We start from the raw sequence: 21,682 nt of genomic DNA, 5'->3' as shown, positions 1-21,682 counted from the left end.
GTTCCTCCAGCGTGCGGGACGGCCCCGGTTGATGCCGAGCGCCAGCGCTGACATAGACGGCCCATGAAGCCGCGATGGAAGCTCTCGGTGGAGGCGTTCGGGAAGATCGAGCGGGCCGAGGTGGAGGTCCGACCGCTGACGCTGTTCGCCGGGCCGAACAACAGCGGGAAGAGCTATCTGGTGTCGCTGCTCTGGGGACTCGTCGCGCTCCCGGGCGAGCTGGTACCGCAGCAGTGTCCCGAGCTGGAGGCGGCGAACGCGTGGATTACGCAGCACATCGAGGAGGGGAAGGAGCGGTTCGAGCACGACCTGACGAGGGAGGAGATCGGCTTGTTCGACAGGTTGTTCGACGCCCTGCTTGCTGCCAACCGTTCCTCGCTGTCACGGCGCCTCTTCAACAACGATTCTGTCACCCTCAGCGCTATCTCGCTCCAGCGTACCGGCGTCGAGCGACGCGTGAAGCTCCGCTGGCAAAGGAGTTCAGGCGGCCGCCGGTTCGTGGCCGAGGCGCTCTGGTCTGATGAACAAGGTGTCGTCGTGGATCTCGCTATCGATCCGACATCGGTCGACTATCTCCGGATGACGGTCAGGGATCTCGTGATGCGAGTCGCCGTACTCGATCGGCTATCGACCGCCTTGCCAGGACGAATGGATGCCTTCCATGAATTGGCCCCTGTGTATCTTCCTGCATCTCGCACGGGCTTCATGCACCTTTACAAGGCCGCAGCGCGCCGGAGTATGCGCGAAACCTTCCGTAGGACAGGGGAGGAGCGCGAGTTCTCTTTGGATCTCACCACCCCGGCCTTTCACTTCATCGACATGCTGGCGTTCGGGCTCAAACGCGAGCAATCTCAGAAATACGCAGAGGAAGCCGCGTTCCTCGAGCAGTCCATGACGGGCGAGGTCGAACTCGTCGCGGGCGCTGGTGCGGTCAACGAGTACCGCTATCGCCCGACGGGGACCTCCGCGCCGCTACCGATGCAGCTCTCGTCTGCGCTCGTCACGGAGCTCGCCCCTCTGGTCCTCGTCCTTCGCCACCTGTCGTCTTTCCCCGCGCTCATTCTCGAGGAGCCCGAAGCCCACCTCCATCCCTCGCTCCAGCGCCGCATCGCTCAGGCCATAGGGCGCCTGGTACACAAAGGGCTCTTCGTCTGGGTCACGACCCACAGCGAGAACTTCTGCCAGGAGATCAACAATCTCATCAAGCTGGGCAGCCTCCCGCCCGACAAGCGCGCCGAGGCCCAGCAGAAGCTCGGATACGACCCGCAGGATTACCTCGATCTCGATGACGTCTCTGGCTGCGAGCTCAGGCTCGACCCGACCGGCGACCGCTCTACGGCGGTGGCGATGAAGCGCACCGAGGCCGGCCTGGTGATGCCCACGTTCAACGAGGCGATCGTCAAGCTCAGCCAGGACGTTGCATATCTCGACGGCCTCCTGAACGCGTAGGTCATGGCACGGCACACGGGCAGCCTTGAACAGCGCCTCGCCGCGGTCATCGCGCCGGCGCAGGGAGACAGGGGACCATTCTACGAGGTGCTCCGTCCTCCCTCCCACGCGACGGTCAAGGAAACCAAGAAGGACGGCTACGCCGAGGTGGCGTGCATCGTCCCGGAAGGGCACATCTGCATCCAGTGGAGACTGGAAGAGACGGGACGCTTCCTCTTCCTGCGGGGGGACAAGAACGCCGACGGCGCGCTGCTCCTCCTCGGACCCGATGGCCAGGTCGAGGCGCACATCATCGAGTGCAAGCGGAAGGTCACCCAGGGGAAATGGGAAGACATCCTCCAGCAGATGCGCTGGACGCTGTACAAGCTGCTCGCCCTCGCTGGCGTCCTGGGGCTCTCGAGCGACGAGGTCTACCTGGGGACGGCCTACCGGTTCGACGAGCTCTCCGAGGAGAGCTCCCCCAACCCAGCCCTCGGCAAGCCCACGCTCGGGGGTGCCTCAGAGCAAACGCCCGGCGAGGACGAGCTCAGCGAGTCTCGCTTGCGGCAGCTCGCGTGGGAGACCGATGTAGTCCACCTCGCCGGCTTCGACGGGGCTTTCCACCATGTCAAGGTCCAGCTCGACGAGGACAGCGGGCATGGTGTGTATCGGATCCTCGCGCCGCGGTCCCGCTCCGCTCGCGAGCCTTGAGAGGATGCTCGTCGAGGCTCGCCACGGCGCCCCCCGCGCGAGCGGGCGCTGCTCCAGCTCACGCGCTCTTCCGACGGCTCACGCCGCGTGGAGCCGCCCGAGCTTCCGCCCGGTCATCGCGCCGCCTCCGCCGGGACGGCGATGCGCTCCGCGCCCGCGTACACGTTGAAGCGCGCATCGCGCGCGAAGCCGACGAGCGTCATGCCGTGCGCCGCCGCGAGCTCGGCGGCCAGGCTCGACGGCGCGCCCACCGCGACCATCACCGGGATCGACGCCCGGAGCGCCTTCTGCACGAGCTCGAAGCCGGCGCGCCCGCTGACCATGAGCACCGCGCCCGGATCGGGCAGCCGCCCGGCGAGGAGCGCGGCGCCGACGAGCTTGTCGACGGCGTTGTGGCGGCCGACGTCCTCGCGGAGATCGATGAGCGCGCCGCCCGCGTCGAAGAGGGCCGCGGCGTGCAGCGCCCCCGTCTGCCCGAACACCGGCTGCGCGGCGCGGAGCCGCGCGGCGAGCCCGTGCACGACGCGCGGCGCGATCCGGGGCACGCCCGGCGCGAGCGGCGCCGGCGGCGCGAACGACGCCACGTCGACCGACGCCTTGCCGCAGACGCCGCAGCTCGCGTTCGCCACTGCGAGCGCGCGCTCGGTGCGCCCGAGGTCGACGAGCACGTCGTCGCCGAGCGTGACGCGCACGAGGCCGCCCGAGGCGCCCGCGCCCTCCTCGACGGCCACGACGTCGGCCGCGCGGGTGATGACCCCCTCGGCGAACAGCAGGCCGACCGCGAGCTCGCGGTCGTGGCCGGGCGTGCGCATCGTGATGCCGAGGCGGCGCTCGACGCGCCCCGCTTCCCCGCGGGCCCGCGCGACGACGACGATCTCGAGCGGCGCCTCGACGGCGAGCAGATCCTCGGCGTCCGAGGCGGTCTCGTCGGTGACCCTGCGGATCGGGACGTGGGCTGTGCTGGGCGTCATGGCGGGCGGCTCCGGCTCCCATCCTAGCCTGCTGCGCCCGACAGAACAGGCCCCTCCGCCGACGCAGGCAGCGCTGCGGCTCAGGCGGGACGTTTGCGCCTCAGTCAGGATGCGGACGTGAAGATCCCTGCGTGAAGCCGCTCTAGCAGCCCGCCCCCGCTCAACCTCCCCACGCCGCCACGAGCCGCTCGAGCTCCCGCTCCGGCGCGTCGAGCGGCGCCTCGCCGCGCCACGCCGGCGGGTACAGCGGCATCACCGCGCTCCGGAGCAGCGGCGCGAAGCCCGCGATCTCCTCCGGCCCCCGCGGGATGCGGACGAGCGGCACGCGCTCGCCCGGGAACGCCTCGAGGCGCGCCAGCGCGTTGTCCCGGATCGGGGCGAGCTCTTCCTGGCTCACCTCGCGCGCGTGGGCGGCCTGGTAGTGCCGCAGGAACGACGCGGCCCGGTCGCGCGGGATGTCGGGCCGCTCCTCCTCGCCCACCTGGCGCACCACCGCGAGCAGCGGCAGCGGCACAGCCGCCACGCCGAGCGCCGCGGTGTCGCGAAAATCGGGCTGCGCGTACGGGAGCACCGCCGGCGGGACGACCGAGAACCCCGCGCGGCCGTAGGCGAGGAGCCGCACCACCGTGTCGCGGTCGTCCGGGTCGACGGCCTCCATCTCCGCGGCGAGCAGCACCTCCGCCCCGCCGAGCCCCGCCGCGTCGAGCGCCCGGCGCGCGAGCGCGACCGGGGCCGCGCGCAGCAGGGCGGCGAGGCCGGTGCGGCGGAAGGCCGGCAGCACGAGGGCGTGCGACAGCAGCACCACGCAGCGCCGCGCCGCGCGGTCCAGCGTGACGTAGCAGTCGCGCACGCCGGCGAGGCGCCCGTCGCCGTCCACGCCGCGCGCCAGCAGCATGTGGTACGTCGCCACGACGGGCGCCGCCGGATCCGTGTGCTCCCCCGCGAACCACGCGGTGAGCACCTCGCGGCGCTCGAGCTCGCCCTTCGGCCCGAAGACCGCGTCGAGCGCCGCGTAGCCCTCGTCGAACGACGCCGCGTCCCGCACCTCGTCCACGGAGAACCGCGCGAGCGCCCGCGCGACCTTCTCCGGCCCCTCCCCCGGGCAGACGTCGCGCGGATCGACGATCATCCGGCCATCTCCCGCAGCACGGCGTCGAAGGCGGCCACCGCCTCGTCCACGTCCGCGACCGTCGTGATGAGGTGCGGCCGCAGGCGCACCGACCGCGTCCCCGTGTAGCTCGCGAACACCCCGCGGCGGAGCGCGCGCGCGAGGAAGTCGTCGCGCGCCGACGTCGTCGGCAGGTCGAACGCGAGCAAGAAGCCGCGGCCGCGCGGCTCGCTCGCGAGCGCCGGGTAGCGCTCGCAGAGCTCCTCGAGCCGCGACAGGAAGTAGCGGCCCGTGGCGCGCACGTTGTCGAGCAGGCCCTCGGCCTCGATCGCGCGCAGCGTCGCCAGCGCCATCGCGGCGCGCGCGCGGTCGCCGTTGCGCGTCTGGTACATGCGCCCGAACTGCGCGACGTCGTACGCCGACGTCGCGAAGAACCCGCCCATCTGCATCTTCTTGCCGAAGCACACGAGATCGGGCGGGCGCGGCAGATCGAGCTGCTCGTGCGCCCAGAGCGTGCCGCTGATCCCGAGGCCCGTCTGCACCTCGTCCAGGATGAACGCGGCGCCCGCCTCCCCGGCGAGCGCCTGCACCCGCCGGAAGAACGCCGGGCTCGCGTGCCGGTCGCCCCCCTCGGACTGCACGGGCTCGACGATCACCGCGGCCACCCGCCCCGCGTGCGCCGCGAGGATCCGCTCGAGCGCGGCGAGCGCCTCGGCCTCGGCGCGGTCGTTCTCGTCGGCGTGGCGCGCGAGCGGGAAGCGGCTCGCGGGGAACGGGGCCGCGGGCCAGGGGAACGCGGGCAGATCGGCCTTGTGGATGACCTTCGAGCGCGTGGCGGACATCGGCCCGAGGCCGCGCCCGTGGAACGCGCCGGAGAACGACACGACGACCGCGTCGGTCCCGGCGTTGTCGAGGATCGCCTCCTGCTGCTCCGCCGGCAGCTCCAGCGGGTTCCTCGGCCGCCCCGACGCCTCCCGCCGCCGCTCGCCGTGCCGGATGAACGCCGCCTTCAGGGCCGACTCGACCCCCTCGCCCCCCGCGTCGACGCAGAAGACCCGCGCCATGCCGCGCGGGGCGTACCGCTGCTCCAGCGCCTCGACGAACTCGAACCACGCCGGCGTCGTCACGAACGGCGTCGACGTCGGGTTCGCCGCGGCGCGGACGAACGCCTCGCGGTGCGCCGCCTCGACCAGCGCAGGGTGGTTGTAGCCGAGCGCCCCGAGCGCGAAATTCGCGAACAGGTCGAGGAACACGTTGCCGTCCACGTCGACCAGCGAGCAACCCCGGCTGGCGATGTCGTCCATCACGACCGCGCGGTAGCGCGACTGCATGTCGAAGCCGCCGCGCGCCATCCACGCGCGCGCCTTCGGCCCGGGCAGCTCGGTGACGACTCTTCGCGGGGGGGCGGACGGCAGCGTGGGGCGTTCGGAGGAGTCCATGGGTGAGCGCGAGTATCCCGCACGGCAGGGGCCGTGTCATCGCCGCGCCGCTTGCCGTGGCGGGGCGCGCGGGTTTACGACGAGGGCATGTCCGAGACGCGCGAGGCCCCGAGGAAGCTCTGGATCGACAACGCCGAGAGGGAGGCCCTCTCGGGCGAGACGTTCGACACCGCGAACCCCGCGACGGGCGGCGCGCTCGCGCGGCTCGCCCGCGGCCGCCGCGAGGACGTGGACGCCGCGGTCGCGTCGGCGCGCGCGGCGTTCCCGCGCTGGGCGGCGATGGATCCCAACGAGCGCGCGCGCCTCCTGTGGAAGGCCGGCGAGCTCATCCTCGCCCGGCTGGAGGAGCTCGCGCGGATCGAGGCCGTCGACACGGGCAAGCCGATCACTGCGGCGCGGACCATCGACGTGCCGCGCACGGCGGACACGTTCTTCTACTTCTCCGGGTGGGCGACGAAGCTCGGCGGCGAGACGATCCCGGTCCGGGGCCCGTTCCTGAACTACACCGTGCGCGAGCCGCTCGGCGTCATCGGCGCGATCATCCCGTGGAACTTCCCGCTGCTGCTCGCGGCGCGGAAGGTGGCGCCCGCGCTCGCGGTGGGCAACACGGTGGTCATCAAGCCCCCGGAGGAGGCGAGCCTCTCGACGCTGGAGCTCGCCCGCCTCCTCGCGGAGGCGGGGGTGCCGCCGGGGGTGCTCAACGTGGTCACGGGGTACGGCGAGGAGGCGGGCGCGGCGCTGGTCGAGCACCCGGACGTCGCCAAGATCTCGTTCACGGGCGGCACGGACACGGGCCGGGCGATCATGCGCGCGGCGTCGAGCACGCTGAAGAAGCTGTCGCTGGAGCTCGGCGGCAAGAGCCCCAACATCGTCTTCGCGGACGCGGACGTGGACGGCGCCGCGAAGGCGGCGGTGACGGCCATCTTCTACAACCAGGGCGAGCTGTGCACGGCGGGGAGCCGGCTGCTCGTCGAGCGGGCGGTGCACGACCGCGTGCTGGAGACGGTCACGCGCGGCGCGCGCCGGCTCGTGCCGGGCGATCCGCTGGATCCGGCGACGCAGATGGGCCCGCTCGTCTCGGAGGCGCACTTCACGAAGGTGCTCGGCCACATCGACCGCGGCGCGGCCGAGGGGGCGCGCCGCGAGACCGGCGGGCGCCGCGAGGGCCCGGGGTTCTTCGTCGAGCCGACGGTGTTCTCGGCGGTGTCGCCGTCGATGAGCATCGCCCGCGAGGAGATCTTCGGCCCGGTGCTGAGCGTCATCCCCTTCGACGACGTGGAGGAGGCCGCGCGCGTCGCGAACGCGACCGAGTACGGCCTCGCGGCGGGCATCTGGACGCGCGACGTCGGCAAGGCGCACGCGCTGGCGGCGCGCCTCGCGGCCGGCACGGTCTGGATCAACACGTACAACCGGTTCGACGCGGCGAGCCCGTACGGCGGGTACAAGCAGTCGGGCTTCGGTCGGGAGAACGGCCGCGCGGTGCTGGACGAGCTCACGCAGCTCAAGTCGGTCTGGGTAGCGCTCGGCTAGAGCGCGGCGGTCTCCCGCTTCGGATACGGGCCCATCTCGACGTTTTCGGTGCTCGGCGTACGTGAGTACGCCTGCGCGCCGAAAACGCCGATCTGGGCCCGTCTCCTGTGCGGGAGACCGCCGCGCTGCGGCGCTGTAGCAGAACCGCGCTAGGCCCGCCTGGGCTCCAAGGCCGCGATCTGGACCGTCGGTTCTTCCCCGGGCGGCGGACGCACCGCCTCGCGCCCGACCACCCGGTAGACCGCCGTCGACGCCGCCCTGGGCCAGACGCTCCGCGCGCCGGCGCTCTCGAACGTGACCCCCCCCTCCCGGGCGGCCCGGTGGACGGCGTCGTCGACGAGGATCTCGCCGGACAGCGCCGCGCGCGCGAGGTGAGAGGCCGCGTTCACCGCCTCCCCGAGCACCGAATAGCCGAGCCGGGCGCACGCGTGAGAGCCGACCTCCGCCGCGAGGACGCGGCCCGTCGAGACACCGGTGCACACCCCGTGAGCGTAAGGCGAGTCCTCGCCCGTACGCCGCGCGATCGTATCGAGTTGCTCGCGCACCGAGATGCACGCCGTGAGCGCCCGCTCGAGGTGCTCCGGCCCATGAAACACCGCCATCACCGCGTCGCCGACGAACTTGTCCACGACGCCGCCCTGCGCGAGGAGCACCGGGACGATCACCTCGAAGTTGGCGTTGAGCAGGCGCGTGGCCTCGGCGGGCGGCCGCTCCTGCGTGACGCGGGTGAACCGGAAGACGTCGACGAACACGACGGTGGCCTCCAGCGCCTCGCTCGCGGCCGCCCCCTCGGGCCCGAGCGCCCGGAGCCGCTCCATGAAGGCCGCGTTCATGAACTTCCGCAGGATATCGTTCTCCTCGTTCGCCTGGGCCTTCTGCCGGTGCTGCTCCACGGAGCGGAGGGTCTTCTCCAGGGTCGTCTCGAGGTCGCTGAAATCGAGCGGCTTGCAGAGGAAATCGAACGCCCCCCGGTTCATGGCGCGACGGATGTTGGCCATGTCGCCGTACGCGGACACGATCACCGTCCTCGCGAGCGGGTTCACCTCGGGGAGGTGCTCGAGCAGGGAGAGCCCGTCCATGACCGGCATGTTGATGTCCGTGACGACGACATCGATGTCCGGGTGTCTCCGGAGCTCTTCGAGGGCGTGCTGGCCATGGTCGGCGAAGACCAGCTCGTAGGCGGCCCCCTTCTTGTTTCGCCGGAAATGCATCTTCACGAGGAGCTGCATGTCGGGCTCGTCGTCGACGACGAGGATCTTGGCGGGCTTGCTGCCCGCCTCGCACACCGCGGCGAAGGCCGCGACGAGCTCGCGGGACGACTGGAACCTCCGAGTCCGGTCCTTCGCCAGGGCGCGCTCGAAGAAGCGATCGAAGCCGGGGGGCAGGGCGGGGTCGAGCGCCGAGGGCGGCGGGAACGGATCGGTGCAGATGCTGACGATGAGCCCGGACAGGTTCTCCACGAGGAACGGCAATCGGCCCGTGAGCGCGCGGTACGCGATGACCCCGAGCGACCAGAGATCGCCCAGGGGGTGAGGGACCGCGCCGCGGACCTGCTCCGGGCTCATGTACGCCGGGGTCCCGAGGCGCGCGCCCATCCAGTCGAGCCCCTCGAACAGCCTCCATCCCACGCCGAAATCGAGGATCTTCACGGACTCGCCGGACGCGCCCCGGGCGAGGAAGATGTTCGCGGGCTTGAGATCGCAATGGACGATGCCCGCCGCGCTCGCGGCCTCGAGGCCCGAGCTGACCTGCCGGAGCAACGACAGCACGGTCGCCGCCGGGAGCTGGCGCGCGCGGCGGAGCCGGCCCTCGAGGTCCTCCCCCTCGAGCAGCTCCATGACGATGTACGGCGATCCTTCGTCGATGCCGTAGTCGTGGACCTGGACGATGTGGTCGTTGCGGAGCCGGGCGATCATCGTCGCCTCCTGCTCGAAGCTCTGCCGCGCCTCGCAGGAGACGACGTGCTCGGGCATCATCCGCTTGATCGCCACCGGCCGGCGGAGCAGCGGATCGAAGGCCTCCCAGACGACCCCCATGCCACCGCGGCCGATCTCGCGCCGCAGCGTGTATCTCCCGCCGATCGTCTGCTGCGCCACGACAAGAACTACGTACGCGCGCGCGTACAGCGCGTCAACGGGCGTTACACCGCCCGCGCCGGCTCGACGCCGTCAGCGCAGTCCGGCGCGTCTCGCGCGCTGCGGCAACACGCCGACTTGCCTTCGCGCGACTCCTCCCCTTCCATCTGGGGTGAGGAGGACGGGCATGTCGGATCTCTCGGATCGCAGCTTCCGGCTCATCACCCGGTCACCGGACGCCCTTGGCGGCGCGGAGCGGCGCCTGTACGGCCTGGTCGCGCCGCTGCTCGACGGGACCCGCACGGTCCGAGCGCTCGTGACCGAGCTCGAGCAGCAGGCCGACGCCGCCGAGATCGAGGCCCTGCTCCGCCGCCTCGAGGCGCTCGGCCACATCGCGGAGGCGCGGCCCGAGGGGCCCCAGGGCCCCCCGCTCGCGGAGGCCACGACCGCGACGATGGCCTCGGGCACGGTGACGCTCCTGGCCGAGCGGCCTCGCGCGCCGCCCTCGCCCACGCCGCCGCGGAGCGCCCCGGCGCGCGACGATGCGCCGATGCCCGAGCGGCTCGGCCCGTACCGCGTCGTCCGCCGCCTCGGCTCGGGCGGGATGGGGGTCGTCTACGAGGCGGTGGACGAGGAGCGGGGCCAGCGCGTCGCGCTGAAGACGATCCTGGGCTGCGCGCCCGATCGGCTCCTCCGGTTCAAGGCCGAGTTTCGCCAGCTCACCCGCGTGGTGCACCCGAACCTCGGGACGCCCTACGAGCTCATGGCCGATGGCGACACCTGGTTCTTCACGATGGAGCTCATCGACGGGACCGACTTCCTCAGCCACATCCGCGGCCCCGAGGGCACCCAGGCGGACGCGCCGCTCGGCGCGGCGGAGGAGGCGCGCCTGCGCGCCGCGCTGAGCCAGCTCGTCCAAGGGGTCGCCGCGCTGCACGAGGCCGGCCTCCTCCACCTGGATCTCAAGCCCAGCAACGTCCTCGTCGACCGGCGCGGGCGCCTGGTCATCCTCGATTTCGGCCTCGCGCGGGAGCGCGATCCGGATCCCTTCGCGCCCTTCTTGCGGGCGAGCGTCCAGGGCACGCCCTCGTACATCGCGCCCGAGCAGGTGCTGGGGCAGCCACCGAGCACGGCGACCGACTGGTACTCGGTGGGCATGATGCTCTTCGAGGCGCTCACGGGCCAGATGGCCTTCGAGGGCGCGTCGGTCGCCGAGATCCTCCGCGCCCGGACGCTCCGCGATCCCCCGCGCTGCAGCGCGCTGCGCCCGGGCTTGCCGCCGGATCTGGACGAGCTCTGCGCCCGGCTCTGCGAGCGCGACCCGCTCGCGCGGCCGACCGCCGAAGCGCTCGGCCGCGCGCTGGGCCTCGCTGCCGATCCCGCGGGCGAGCCGGCGGAGCACGCGTTCCTCGGTCGCGCGGCGCAGCTCGAGGCGCTCGAGCGCGCCTTCGAGCGGGCGGCGCCGGGCGGCCCCGTCCTCGCGCGCGTGCGCGGCCTCTCGGGCATCGGCAAGTCGGCGGTCGTGCAGCGCTTCCTCGCGTCGGCGCGCGCGCGCCGGCCCGTGACGGTGCTCTCGGGCCGCTGCTACGAGTGGGAGTCGCTGCCCTACAAGGGGCTCGACGCGGCCGTCGACGCGCTCTGCCGCGCGCTGCGCGGGCGGCCCGAGGCCGAGCAGGCGGCCCTCCTCCAGGCCGACGGCCACGAGGCGGCGCAGCTCTTCCCGGTGCTCCGCGCGCTCCCCGGGCTGGACGCGGCGCCGCGCCCGACCCCGCCGCGCGAGCTGGACCCGGTGGAGCAGCGGCAGGCCGCCTTCCGCGCGCTCAAGCGCATCCTCGCGCGGCTCGGCCCGGTGGTCCTGGCGCTCGACGACCTCCAGTGGGGCGACGTCGACGGGGCCCGCCTGCTGGCGGAGCTCGTCGCGCGGCCCGACGCCCCGCACCTGCTCGTGGTCGCCAGCTACCGCGACGACGAGGCCGCGCAGAGCCCCTTCCTGCGCGAGCTCGCGGCGCTGCGCGAGGCCGGGGGCATGGATGTCCCGGAGGTGGAGGTGGAGCTCGGCCCCCTCGACGCCGAGGACGCGCGGCGCCTCGCGGCCGCGCTGCTGGGGCCGAGCGCGGCCCCCGCGGAGGCCGCGGCCATCGCGGCCGAGTCGGGGGGCAGCCCGTTCTTCGTGGAGCAGCTCGCGCGCCACGCGCTCGCGGCCCGCGCAGGCGAGGCGCCGCGGATCTCGCTGGCGCGCGTCGTGGAGGCGCGGCTCTCGACCTTGCCGGACGAGGCGCGCCGCGCGCTCTCGGTCATCGCCCTCGCCGGCCGCCTCCCGGAGCAGGATCTGGCGCTCACCGTCGCCCGGATCGACAGCGACGACCGGCACGGCGTGCTCAACCTGCTGCGCGCGACCTCGCTGATCCGGACGCGCGGGCCGCGCGGCACCGACGCGGTGGAGATCTACCACGACCGCCTGCGCGCGTGCGTGGTCGCGGAGCTCCCGCCCGCGGAGCGGCGCGCGCTGCACGGCGCGCTCGCGGGCGCGCTCGAGGCGAAGGGCGGCGTCGAGCCCGACACCCTGGCCCATCACTTCCACGAGGCGGGCGACGACGCGCGCGCGTGCGGCCACGCCGCAGAGGCCGCGGAGGCCGCCTTCACGGCGCTGGCCTTCGACCGGGCCGCCGCGCTCTACCGCAGCGCGCTCGCCTGGGGCGGCGCCCGCGACGGCTCGACGCGCCTCACGCTGCGGCTCGCGGAGTCCCTCTTCTGCGCCGGCCGGTGCGCCGAGGCCGCGGGCGCGTACCTCGACGCGGCGGGGCCGGCGAGCGGCCCGGAGCGGCGCGACCTGCTCGCCCGCGCCGCGCAGGCCTACCTCGCCGGCACCCACCTCGAGGAGGGGACGCGCGTCGCCCGCCCGCTGCTGCGCGAGCTGGGGATCGGCTACCCCGGCTCGCCCGGCCGCGCGCTCGCCTCGATCCTCTACCACCTCGCGCGGCTACAGCTCCGCGGCGTCGACTTCACGCCGCGCGCCGAGGACGAGATCCCGCCCGAGCAGCTCCTGCCCATCGATCTCTGCTGGGCGCTCGGCTCCGCGCTCGGCCTGGTGCAGCTCCTCGTCGGCTTCGACTTTTACCTCCGCAGCCTCCTGCTCGCGCTGCCCCTGGGTGAACCGCGCCGCGTCGGCCGCGCGCTCGCCTTCCTCGGCGCCAGCCTCGCCGCGACCGGCGGCGGGCCTCTCGCGGCGCGCGGCGAGGCCTACCTTCGCCGCGCCGAGACGCTGGCGCGTGAGCTCGACGACCCCTACCTGCTCGGTATCACCTCGATCTTCCGCAGCATGGCCGAGGTCTCCGGGCCCGGCCGCTGGGACCTGGCGATCGAGAGCGCCGAGCGCGGCGTGCGGATCCTGAGCGAGAAGTGCACCGGCGTGAGCGGGGAGCTCGACCTCGGCCTCAGCATCCTGCTCAAGGCGCTCGAGCAGCGCGGCGAGATCCGCGAGCTGGGGCTGCGGGCGATGACGCACGCGCGCGAGGCGTCCGAGCGCGGCGGCGCCTACGCGCAGATGAGCAGCAGCCAGTATCTCGCCTTCGTCCGCCTGTCGGAGGGGGACGTCGACGGCTGCCGCGCGCAGTCGCGCCGCAGCATCGAGCCGTGGCTCCGCCACGGGTTCACGGTGCAGCAGTACTACGCGGTGCACTTCGAGGCGCTCTGCGAGCTCTACGAGGGGCAGCCAGAGCGCGCCGCGGCGCGGATCGAGCGCGTATGGCCCGAGCTCGAGCGCGCCCGCCTCCTGCAGATGTCGCTGCTCCGTATCGAGATCTTCTCGCTGCGCGCCATCATCGAGCTGAGCCGCGGGGGAGAGCCCTTCTGGCGGCGCGCTCGCCGCCTCCGCGCCTGCCGCCGCTACGCCGACGCGCTCGCGGCCGAGCGGCGCGCGGACGGGCCGCCCCACGCGGCGCTCATCCGCGCGGCGATCGCCGCGGCGGAGGGCGAGCGCGACCGCGCCGCCGCGCTGCTCGAGGAGAGCATCGCGGGCTTCCTCGCCGCGGGCATGGATCTCTGCGCCGCGTGCGCGCGGCGGCGGAAGGGCGAGCTGCTCGGGGACCGCGCGCTCATCGACGAGTCCGACGCCTGGATGGCGGCCCGCGGGATCCGCGATCCGGAGCGGTGGTCGCGCTTCTATGCGCCGCCGTTCCCCGCGGCGACCTGATCCACCGGCCGAGAGGAGCGTCAGAAGACGGCGTACGAGGAGAGGATGCCGAGGTAGGCCTTGATCTCGAGCGAGCCGTCCGGCTGTACGCGCAGCTTGAAGAAGAGGTCTCGCTGGACGTGCATGGACCATGCGGCCTCGGGCAGATCGACGAGCTGGGTGCCCATCCAGTCGAGCGCCGCCTGCCCGCGACCGCGATCGCAGACGCCGAGATCGACCAGGCGTTCCAGCAGCGCGCGCCACACCGAGCTCTCATTCGGCCGAGCGCGCGGCCTGAAGTCCAGGGCCACGGTGGGTCGCACGGCGTCGCCGAGCTCGAAGTGGACCGCGAGCTGGCCCCTGGGCAGATCGAGCAGGTCGAGCACCAGGGCCAGCGTCCGCGCGTCGCCTGGCCACCCGATCGCGCCGAGCCAGGACGAGATCTCGTGGACCGCCATCACCGCGCTCACCCGCAGATCGCGGCTGCCGCGCTGGGGCATCGTGGTCAGGTGCAGCATGTAGCCGCCCTCCGGCAGCAGCCGCGCGCAGCGCTCGAAGAGATCGAGCGCCGCCCGGTCGGGGGCGTCATCCAGCATCAGCAGGAGGCCCTCCTCGGCCAGTGCCCGGGCGCGCTCCGGCGGGAGCCCCGCCGAGGCGCGCACCCCGCTCCCGTACAGAGGATCCAGTGTCATAAATACGAACGGATCCGGCGCGCGATCGTCCGGCGTGTCATCGATCTCCAGCCACACCACCGGGACGTTTCGGCCGATCTCGGACTCCGGATCGGCCCATGTCTCCCAGAAGCGATGGGCGCGGCCGAGCTCCGGGATCGGGCGACTGGATCGCAGCCGCGCCGCGAGGGCGCGCTGGCCACCGTCCTGGCGAGATGAGCAGAACATCACATCACAGCGCTCCTCCGCCTGCGCCGTCAGCCGGCACTCGATGCAGCTCTGGGACCAGATCGGCGGCAGGCTCGCCGCGCGCTCCGCGATCCGGCGACGCGCCGCTGGTGATGCCAGAAGGCCGGACAGGAACGGGTCGACGGCGGCGAGCAGCCCGGGAAGCGGCTGGAGCATGGTGAGGGATCTGGCGCCTCAGCCGGCGGTCACCTTGAAATCGCCGTCCCACACCCCGGCGCCATCCGGGTTGCCCACGCTGGCAACCGAGACTTTCCACAGCCCGATCGTGGGGAGCTTGACATCTCCGAGCAACGTCGATTGGCCGGATGGATTCGTCGTGATGCTGGTGATCGTGCCGATGACGCATTCGTTCGACTGCTCGAGCCGAAAAAAGAGACGGGCCTCGTCGATCGGAGGGAAGTTACGCCCCCGGACCGTCAGCGACGTCGAAATGTCCACCTTGGCCGTCGAAGGCGACACCGATGTCACCTTGATGTTTGGCTCGCCCCAAAACAATACCTTGTCGTCGTGCTGCGAGAGCTGGGTGACGAGCGCGGCCAGCTCGTCCTGCGCGATCTTGAGGAGCGCGGCGCGGTCGTGGCGACGGAGCACTTGCTGCACGTCGAGCGTGACCCCGTATTCGGCGAGCACCGTGGCTGGGTCCTCGGACGCGCGCTGCTGGAGCTCAGGATTGCGCACATAGTCAGAAACGAAGTGAATCAGCATAAATCTCCTTCGTCGCAGTGCGTGGCCCCCTTCGGCCTGCACCGGCTCGCATACTACATGCCAGATTTCGTCCGGTATTTGCTATAAAACAAGAAGTTCCCGCAGTTGGGCGTCGAGACCGTCGAGACCGCGGCCGCGACGTCGAGAACCGGGGAGAGCGAATACCGCACGACGAGGCGCTCTCCGGGCCGCAGCGGGCTGCTCAGGGAGATCCAGTTCATCCCCGGCGCCCACGCGAAGCGCGCCGCCTCGCGGGCGCCGTCCCCGCGCACGCGCTCCACACCGAGGATCGCCTGGATCCGCCGCTCGGGCAGCGTGAAGACGGCGCGCGGAGCGCTGCCGGAGAACGCCCGCGTCGCCTCGCGCAGGGCGCGCTGCCGCGTGTCACCCAGGGCGAGGCCTTGCCCGACCGTATGCGGCTCCGTGAAGAACGGGCTCCGAGACTCGAGCAGCGGGCCCTGGAGAAAGAGAAGCGGAGCACCCGAGAAGGTGACGCCCATCTGGGAGGCCACGAGATCGAGGACACCATCGCCGTTCAGGTCTCCCAACGCGAGCTGGGAAGCATTCTCCGGGACGGGGACGGATTGGATGGGCGCCGTCCCCTGGCCGGGATCGTAGAAGAGCAGCTCCGAGTTGCACGGATTCGCCGCGAGACAATTCGAGGTGACGACGAGCGAGAGCGGCCCCACGGCCTGCGCGCCCAGCCATCCCGCGTCGATGCCGTACGAGGCGACGATCTTCTTGCCGGAGGTCCACCCCGGAACCCGGCCAGGCAGCGTATTCTGGGCCTTGCCGCCGTAGAACACCTGCGTCGTGTCGCCGGAGAAGGACAGCTCCATCCACCCGTCCTGATCGATGTCCGCCGCGAGCACGGCCGCGGCGGGCAGCAGGCGCTCGCTCTTCCAGGAGGGGCTGCGCTCGAGCGTGCCGTCCAGGTTTCGATAGATCCGCTGATGGCCGCCGGCCGTCCTCTCGCTGGGCGGACAGCCGCTGGGCGCCTCGTTCTCCGTGTACACCGCGACCGCGAGATCGAGCCGGCCGTCGGCATCCACATCGGCCAAGGTCACCGCTGTGGCGCCATACCCGTCCTCCGTGCGCCACGAGGGGCTATCCTCGAGCGTGCCGCCTCGGTTCATGTAGAGGGCGACTCCCCCCTTCTTCGGATTGCACTGCAGATCCGTCGGAATTGCGACGGCGACGTCGAGCCATCCGTCGCCGTTCACGTCGCCGACCGCGATGCCCCCGCGGAACGCGATATCGGCCGAGTACCAGCTCGGGTACTGCTTGTCGGCGAACGGCGTGGTCGTGCTCCTGCGGTTGAGGTAGACATTCATTGGCTGCGGGCTCACGTCGTTGCCGTTCGACGTGACCATGTCGAGCCACCCGTCTCCGTTGATGTCCGCGAGCGCCATGCCCGTCGCGAAGTTGCCGAGCGTCGCGGTGCTCAGGCTCGGCGTCTCCGCGTAGACGCGCTCGAGCGGCGTGGTCTCCGGAGCGCCGCCCGCAGCCCCCGACGCGACCACTGGATGGGAGGCGCGCGCACACGCGGAGAGGCTCAGCACCGCAAGCGTGCAGGGAGCGGCTCGCCGCATCATCGCGAGAGAGCAGACGAGCTGTCCGCGAATATCGTTCACGCTGCGCAGTATCTGGCATTGCCGATGTGCCTGTCGACGAAATTCAACCCACCGTCGCTGCGTCCGGCGCGTGCTCCCCCCGGGAGGTAGGCACCTTCATGGGTCGGGCTCTCGGCCGCCAACAGGTCACCTTCCTGCCGGGGAGGCGACCGATCCGCAGGCGGCCGGGCGCTTGACGAACCGAACCGACTCGGTTAGCCATGAGAGTTCCATTGCGTACTCGTCGACCGATACGGGCCACGGCGCCGCGCGGCGGCGCGGGCACGCGAGAATGCGGGGTATTCTGCCGGAAAGATACAGCCCGCTTCCGCCGGCGCCCCTTCGTCCGACACGAGCACGGCGAGGAGAGGACGAGCGCGTCGCACGCGGACAGCGATCGAGCCGCTGGGGTCTAGGGGGAGCCATGCCGACGCTCATCTACAACCCCGGTGGACCCGAAGAGCGTGTCTTCGTCATCCGGGACGAGGTCGTCACCATCGGTCGCGCGGAGGACCAGACGATCTGCATCCCGCACAGGAGCCTCTCGCGCAGCCAGGCTCGGATCGAGCGATCCGAGGGCAGGTACTTCCTCGTCGACCAGCAGAGCAAGAACGGCACGTTCGTGAACGGCATGCGGATCCAGCGAAAGGAGCTCCGGGGTGGCGACACGATCACGCTCGGCGAGCTCGACCTCCTCTTCATGGCCGATCCCGTCGCCTCGGCCGAGAGGTCGATCCATCCCCAGGTCATCCGCCCGCTGACGCGCACCTCCATCGTGAAGCTCGCGGGGGAGATCGAGCCCGGCACGGGCGCGCAGCGCTCGGAGGCTCGGCTGCAGCTCCTGATCGAGGTGGCCAAGCTGCTGCCGCTCTCCGACGACATCGACACCCTGCTGCACAAGATCCTCGACCTGACGTTCCAGATCCTCAACGTGGATCGCGGCGTCATCCTGCTCGTCAACGAGGCGACCGGGCAGCTCGAGAGGCGCGCCGTGAAGACGTCGCACCCCCTGGCGGCCGACGAGCCGATCTTCAGCCAGCACATCGTCGACTTCGTGCGTCACAACAGGGTGGCGGCGCTCTTCGCCGACGCCTCGGTCGATCCGCGCCTCGATGCGGCGCGCTCCGTCGTCGCCCAGTCGATCCGCTCCTCGATGTGCGTCCCGCTCAAGCCCAAGGACGACGTGATCGGCGTGCTTTACGTGGACAACCTCCGGGCGGCGCACGTCTTCTCCGAGGCGGACCTGGAGTTCCTCGTCGCGTTCGCGGGCCAGGCGGCCGTGGCCGTGAAGAACGCGTCGCTGTACCGGCGCCTCGAGCGCGAGACGGTGGAGCGCATGCAGCTCGTCCTGGACGCGAAGCTCGCGTCCCTCAACCAGATGGTGGCGGGGATCGCGCACGAGATCCGCAATCCGCTGCACTTCATCAACAACTTTGCGACCATCGCGTCCGAGCTGGCGCAGGAGCTGACCGAGGGCCTGCGCGCGCAAGAAGCGCGGCTCGATCCCGACGCGCTCGCGCAGCTCGAGGAGAGCCTGGCCCAGCTGCGCGACAGCGCCGTCCGGATCACCGAGCACGGCCGGCGCGCGGACGCGATCATCAAGGGGATGCTCCAGCACGCCCGGCGTCCCTCCGGGGCGCGCGCGCCGGCCGACCTGAACGCCGTGGTGGAGGAGAGCGTGCGGCTCGCGCGCGCGAGCGCGAGCGCGCGGCTGCGGGGGGACGGGCTCGATGTGCGCGTCGTCGCGACGTATGATCCGGCGATCGGTCCGCTGGAGATGGTGGCGCTCGACCTGGGGCGCGTGTTCATCAACGTCGTCGACAACGCGCTCTATGCGATGCAGCAGAAGAGGCGCGAGCGCGGCGCCGGCTATGCGCCGGAGCTCAGCGTCCGCACCGCGGACCTGGGCGATCACGTCGAGGTGCGCATCCGGGACAACGGGACGGGCATCCCGAAGGGCGTCGTGGCGCGGATGTTCGAGCCGTTCTTCACGACGAAGCCGCCGGGGCACGGGACGGGGCTCGGACTGTCGCTCAGCCGGGATATCGTGGTGCAGGGGCACCAGGGGACGATGCGGGTGGAGAGCGAGGAGGGGGAGTCCACGGAGTTCGTGATCACGCTGCCGAAGAGGAGATGATGGCGCGCCGCGGGCTGTGGATCGCATGGCGCTGACAGAGAGCGATCCACGCCGCCGTTCCCGGCCGCGATCGGGTTCACGCCGCCGAATTGGGGCTCAGAGGAGGGCGTACGAGGAGAGGATGCCAAGGTAAGCCTTGGCCTCGAGCGACCCGTCCGGCTGCACGCGCAGCTTGAAGAAGAGATCGCGCTGGACGTGCATGGACCATGCTGCCTCGGGCAGATCGACGAGCTGGGTGCCCGCCCAGTCGAGCGCCGCCTGCCCTCGAGCGCGATCGCAGACGTCGAGATCGACCAGGCGATCCAGCAGCGCGCGCCAGGCTGGGCTCTCGTTCGGCCGATCGTGCGGCCTGAAGTCCAGGGCCACGGTGGGTCGCACGGCGTCGCCGATCTCGAAGTGGATCGCGAGCAGCCCCCTGGGCCGACCGGGTAGATCGAGCATCAGGGCCAGCGTCCGCGCGTCGCCGGGCCACCCGATCGCGCCGAGCCAGGACGAGATCTGGTCGGCGGGCATCACCGCGCTCACCCGCAGATCGCGGCTGCCGCGCTGGGGCATCGTGGTCAGGTGCAGCATGTAGCCGCCCTCCGGCAACAGCCGTGCGCAGCGCTCGAAGAGGTCGAGCGCCGCCCGGTCGGGGGTGTCGTCCAGCATCCGCCGGAGTCCCTCCTCGGCCAGCACCCGCGCGCGCTCGGGCGAGAGCCCCGCCGAGGCGCTCTCCGCGCTTCCATACGTGGGGTCCAGCGTCATGAACACGAACGGATCCGGCGCGCGGTCGTCCGGCGTGTCGTCAATCTCCAGCCACACCACCGGGACGCTCCGGCCGATCTCGGACTCCGGATCGGCCCAGGCCTCCCAGAAACGATGGGCTCGGCCGAGTTCCGGGATCGGGCGGCCGGATCGCAGCCGCGCCGCGAGGGCGCGCTGGCCGCCGCCCTGGCGCGATGCGCAGAACAGCAGATCACAGCGATCCTCCGCCTGCGCCGTCAGCCGGCACTCGATGCAGCTCTGGGACCAGATCGGCGGCAGGCTCGCCGCGCGCTCCGCGATGCGGCGACGCGCCGCCGGCGAGGCCAGGAGGTCGGACAGGAAGGGATCGACGGCTGCGAGCAGCCCGGGAAGCGGCTGGAGCATGGCGAGGGATCCAGCGCCTCAGCCGGCGGTCACCGTGAAGTCGCCGTCCCACACCCCGGCGCCGTCCGGGTTGCCCACGCTGGCCACCGAGACTTTCCACTGCCCGCTCCTCGGGAGCTTGACCTTGCCGAGCAGCTTCGATCTGCCGTGGGGATCCGTCGTGACGCTCGCGATCGTGCCGTCGACGCACTCATCCGACTGCTCGTTCCGGAACGAGAGACGGGCCTTGCCCGTCGGAGGGAAGCTGGACCCTTCGATCGTCAGCGGCGTGAAGGAGTCCACCTTGGCCGTCGAGGGCGACACTGACGTCACCGTGATACGCGGGGTACCCCACATCATGACATGATGATCGTGTTTCGAGGACCCGGCGAGGAGCGCGGCCACCTCGTCGCGCGCGGCCTCGAGGATAGCGGCGTGGTCGTGGCGGCGGAGCGCCTGTTGCATGTCCAGCGCGACCCCGTATTCGGCGAGGACCGTCACTGGATCCTCGGACGCGCGCAGCTGGAGCTCGGGATCGCGCAGATAATCGGCAATGAAGTAAATGAGCATGCACCCTCCTTCGTCGCGGGTGCGTGGCCCCCTCCGGCCTGCACCGGCACGTCTGCTACATACCAGGAGTCGGCTGGAACTTGCTATAGAATGCCGCACCAGCGCACGAACTTTCGTCGAGCGCGGCCATCGGATGCACGCGGCCGAACTGGGGCTCAGAGGAGGGCGTACGACGAGAAGATGCCGAGGTAGGCCTTGGCCTCGAGCGACCCGTCCGCCTGCACGCGCAGCTTGAACATGAGCTCTCGCTGGACGCGCATGGACCATGCGGCCTCGGGCAGATCGACGAGCTGGGTGCCCGCCCAGTCGAGCGCCGCCTGCCCTCGAGCGCGATCGCAGGCACCGAGATCGACCAGGCGATCCAGCAGCCCGCGCCAGACCGGGCTCTCGTTCGGCCGAGCGCGCGACTTGAAGTCCAGGGCCACGGTGGGTCGTACGGCGTCGCCGATCTCGAAGTGGACCGCGAGCAGGCCCCTCGGCAGGCCGAGCAGATCGAGCATCAGGGCCAGCGTCCGCGTGTCTCCTGGCCACCCGATCGCGTCGAGCCAGGACAAGATCTGGTGGGCGGGCATCACCGCGCTCACCCGCAGATCGCGGCTTCCGCGCTGGGGCATCGTGGTCAGGTGCAGCATGTAGCCGCCCTCCGGTAGCAGCCGTGCGCAGCGCTCGAGGAGGTCGAGCGCCGCCGGGTCGGGGGCGTCGTCCAGCATCAGCCGGAGCCCCTCCTCGGCCAGCGCCCGCGCGCGCTCCGGCGAAAGCCCCGTCGAGGCGGTTGGCGCGCTCTCATACGCGGGATCCAGCGTCATGAACACGAACGGATCCGGCGCGCGGTCCTCTGGCGTGTCGTCGATCTCCAGCCACACCACCGGGACGTTCCGGCCGATCTCGGACTCCGGATCGGCCCAGGCCTCCCAGAAGCGATGGGCGCGGCCGAGCTCCGGGATCGGGCGGCCCGATCGCAGCCGCGCCGCGAGGGCGCGCTGGCCACCGCCCTGGCGCGATGCGCAGAACAGCAGATCACAGCGATCCTCCGCCTGCGGCGCCAGCCGGCACTCGATGCAGCTCTGGGACCAGATCGGCGGCAGGTTCGTCACGCGCTCCGCGATCCGGCGACGCGCAGCCGGAGAAGCCAGGATGCCGGACAGGAAGGGGTCGACGGCCGCAAGCAGCCCGGGAATCGGCTGGATCATGGCG

General features: G+C 71.8%; 15 protein-coding genes. 5 read left to right on the top strand and 10 right to left on the bottom strand.

Going from position 1 to position 21,682, the window contains the following annotated elements:
• Positions 1 to 63: 63 nt before the first annotated feature.
• Together WMF31_RS41930 and WMF31_RS41925 are read left to right on the top strand one after the other, a co-directional pair.
• Positions 64 to 1,449 carry an AAA family ATPase gene (locus WMF31_RS41930; protein ID WP_436607470.1) on the top strand — a complete coding sequence of 462 codons (1,386 nt, stop codon included), beginning with the start codon at positions 64 to 66 and terminating at the stop codon, positions 1,447 to 1,449.
• Between the two features lie 3 nt (positions 1,450 to 1,452).
• Positions 1,453 to 2,139, top strand: coding sequence for a hypothetical protein (locus WMF31_RS41925; RefSeq protein WP_436607469.1), 687 nt, complete (start codon positions 1,453 to 1,455; stop codon positions 2,137 to 2,139).
• 113 nt (positions 2,140 to 2,252) lie between these two features.
• On the opposite strand, the gene WMF31_RS41920 is transcribed toward WMF31_RS41925, so the two are convergent.
• The 3 genes from WMF31_RS41920 to WMF31_RS41910 form a co-directional block, all read right to left on the bottom strand.
• Positions 2,253 to 3,110, bottom strand: coding sequence for a formate dehydrogenase accessory sulfurtransferase FdhD (locus WMF31_RS41920; protein WP_436607468.1), 858 nt, complete (start codon positions 3,108 to 3,110; stop codon positions 2,253 to 2,255).
• A 160-nt stretch (positions 3,111 to 3,270) separates the two neighbouring features.
• On the bottom strand, positions 3,271 to 4,239 hold the full coding sequence (locus WMF31_RS41915) for a hypothetical protein (RefSeq protein ID WP_436607467.1): 969 nt from the start codon (positions 4,237 to 4,239) through the stop codon (positions 3,271 to 3,273).
• Positions 4,236 to 5,657, bottom strand: a complete 1,422-nt coding sequence (locus tag WMF31_RS41910) for an aminotransferase class III-fold pyridoxal phosphate-dependent enzyme (RefSeq protein WP_436607466.1) — start codon at positions 5,655 to 5,657, stop codon at positions 4,236 to 4,238. The genes WMF31_RS41915 and WMF31_RS41910 overlap by 4 nt, the downstream gene beginning before the upstream one ends.
• Positions 5,658 to 5,744: 87 nt before the next feature.
• On the opposite strand from WMF31_RS41910, the gene WMF31_RS41905 reads away from it, so the two are divergent.
• On the top strand, positions 5,745 to 7,187 hold the full coding sequence (locus WMF31_RS41905; protein ID WP_436607465.1) for an aldehyde dehydrogenase family protein: 1,443 nt from the start codon (positions 5,745 to 5,747) through the stop codon (positions 7,185 to 7,187).
• 149 nt (positions 7,188 to 7,336) lie between these two features.
• Here WMF31_RS41905 and WMF31_RS41900 read toward each other — a convergent pair whose 3' ends face one another.
• Positions 7,337 to 9,283 (bottom strand): protein kinase domain-containing protein, encoded by a 1,947-nt coding sequence (locus WMF31_RS41900; RefSeq protein ID WP_436607464.1) that lies wholly within the window; start codon positions 9,281 to 9,283, stop codon positions 7,337 to 7,339.
• A gap of 166 nt (positions 9,284 to 9,449) precedes the next feature.
• Between WMF31_RS41900 and WMF31_RS41895 the strand changes: the two genes are divergently transcribed.
• The gene (locus WMF31_RS41895; RefSeq protein WP_436607463.1) at positions 9,450 to 13,454 is read left to right on the top strand and encodes a protein kinase domain-containing protein; all 4,005 of its coding nucleotides are present in this window, start codon (positions 9,450 to 9,452) and stop codon (positions 13,452 to 13,454) included.
• A gap of 20 nt (positions 13,455 to 13,474) precedes the next feature.
• Here WMF31_RS41895 and WMF31_RS41890 read toward each other — a convergent pair whose 3' ends face one another.
• Genes WMF31_RS41890 through WMF31_RS41880 form a run of 3 tightly spaced genes read right to left on the bottom strand, consistent with a single transcriptional unit; the run spans position 13,475 to position 16,692 of the window.
• Positions 13,475 to 14,509, bottom strand: a complete 1,035-nt coding sequence (locus WMF31_RS41890; RefSeq protein WP_436607462.1) for a hypothetical protein — start codon at positions 14,507 to 14,509, stop codon at positions 13,475 to 13,477.
• Between the two features lie 18 nt (positions 14,510 to 14,527).
• On the bottom strand, positions 14,528 to 15,058 hold the full coding sequence (locus WMF31_RS41885) for a hypothetical protein (protein WP_436607461.1): 531 nt from the start codon (positions 15,056 to 15,058) through the stop codon (positions 14,528 to 14,530).
• A gap of 53 nt (positions 15,059 to 15,111) precedes the next feature.
• The gene (locus WMF31_RS41880; protein ID WP_436607460.1) at positions 15,112 to 16,692 is read right to left on the bottom strand and encodes an FG-GAP repeat domain-containing protein; all 1,581 of its coding nucleotides are present in this window, start codon (positions 16,690 to 16,692) and stop codon (positions 15,112 to 15,114) included.
• 403 nt (positions 16,693 to 17,095) lie between these two features.
• Here WMF31_RS41880 and WMF31_RS41875 point away from each other — a divergent pair, with 403 nt between their 5' ends.
• Entirely contained in the window at positions 17,096 to 18,808 is a 1,713-nt protein-coding gene (locus tag WMF31_RS41875) for an ATP-binding protein (protein ID WP_436607459.1), read from the top strand.
• A gap of 96 nt (positions 18,809 to 18,904) precedes the next feature.
• Here WMF31_RS41875 and WMF31_RS41870 read toward each other — a convergent pair whose 3' ends face one another.
• The 3 genes from WMF31_RS41870 to WMF31_RS41860 all read right to left on the bottom strand — a co-directional run bounded on the left by WMF31_RS41870 (position 18,905) and on the right by WMF31_RS41860 (position 21,678).
• Positions 18,905 to 19,939, bottom strand: a complete 1,035-nt coding sequence (locus WMF31_RS41870) for a hypothetical protein (RefSeq protein ID WP_436607458.1) — start codon at positions 19,937 to 19,939, stop codon at positions 18,905 to 18,907.
• 18 nt (positions 19,940 to 19,957) lie between these two features.
• Positions 19,958 to 20,488, bottom strand: a complete 531-nt coding sequence (locus WMF31_RS41865) for a hypothetical protein (protein WP_436607457.1) — start codon at positions 20,486 to 20,488, stop codon at positions 19,958 to 19,960.
• Between the two features lie 155 nt (positions 20,489 to 20,643).
• Positions 20,644 to 21,678: a hypothetical protein gene (locus tag WMF31_RS41860; protein WP_436607456.1), complete on the bottom strand. Its 1,035-nt coding sequence runs from the start codon at positions 21,676 to 21,678 to the stop codon at positions 20,644 to 20,646.
• Positions 21,679 to 21,682: the final 4 nt, after the last annotated feature.

The organism is Sorangium sp. So ce1036, from assembly GCF_051369805.1.
GTDB classification, from domain to species: Bacteria; Myxococcota_A; Polyangia; order Polyangiales; family Polyangiaceae; genus Sorangium; species Sorangium cellulosum_F.
Note: the sequence above shows the minus strand (reverse complement) of the source record. Positions and strands in the feature narration are given on the sequence as shown.

Excerpts from the sequence above, each read along its gene's own strand:
- WMF31_RS41930 (WP_436607470.1), top strand. The coding sequence starts at position 64 with ATGAAGCCGCGATGGAAGCTCTCGGTGGAGGCGTTCGGGAAGATCGAG.
- WMF31_RS41925 (WP_436607469.1), top strand. The coding sequence starts at position 1,453 with ATGGCACGGCACACGGGCAGCCTTGAACAGCGCCTCGCCGCGGTCATC.
- WMF31_RS41920 (WP_436607468.1), bottom strand. The coding sequence starts at position 3,110 with ATGACGCCCAGCACAGCCCACGTCCCGATCCGCAGGGTCACCGACGAG.
- WMF31_RS41915 (WP_436607467.1), bottom strand. The coding sequence starts at position 4,239 with ATGATCGTCGATCCGCGCGACGTCTGCCCGGGGGAGGGGCCGGAGAAG.
- WMF31_RS41910 (WP_436607466.1), bottom strand. The coding sequence starts at position 5,657 with ATGGACTCCTCCGAACGCCCCACGCTGCCGTCCGCCCCCCCGCGAAGA.
- WMF31_RS41905 (WP_436607465.1), top strand. The coding sequence starts at position 5,745 with ATGTCCGAGACGCGCGAGGCCCCGAGGAAGCTCTGGATCGACAACGCC.
- WMF31_RS41895 (WP_436607463.1), top strand. The coding sequence starts at position 9,450 with ATGTCGGATCTCTCGGATCGCAGCTTCCGGCTCATCACCCGGTCACCG.
- WMF31_RS41890 (WP_436607462.1), bottom strand. The coding sequence starts at position 14,509 with ATGCTCCAGCCGCTTCCCGGGCTGCTCGCCGCCGTCGACCCGTTCCTG.
- WMF31_RS41885 (WP_436607461.1), bottom strand. The coding sequence starts at position 15,058 with ATGCTGATTCACTTCGTTTCTGACTATGTGCGCAATCCTGAGCTCCAG.
- WMF31_RS41875 (WP_436607459.1), top strand. The coding sequence starts at position 17,096 with ATGCCGACGCTCATCTACAACCCCGGTGGACCCGAAGAGCGTGTCTTC.
- WMF31_RS41870 (WP_436607458.1), bottom strand. The coding sequence starts at position 19,939 with ATGCTCCAGCCGCTTCCCGGGCTGCTCGCAGCCGTCGATCCCTTCCTG.
- WMF31_RS41865 (WP_436607457.1), bottom strand. The coding sequence starts at position 20,488 with ATGCTCATTTACTTCATTGCCGATTATCTGCGCGATCCCGAGCTCCAG.
- WMF31_RS41860 (WP_436607456.1), bottom strand. The coding sequence starts at position 21,678 with ATGATCCAGCCGATTCCCGGGCTGCTTGCGGCCGTCGACCCCTTCCTG.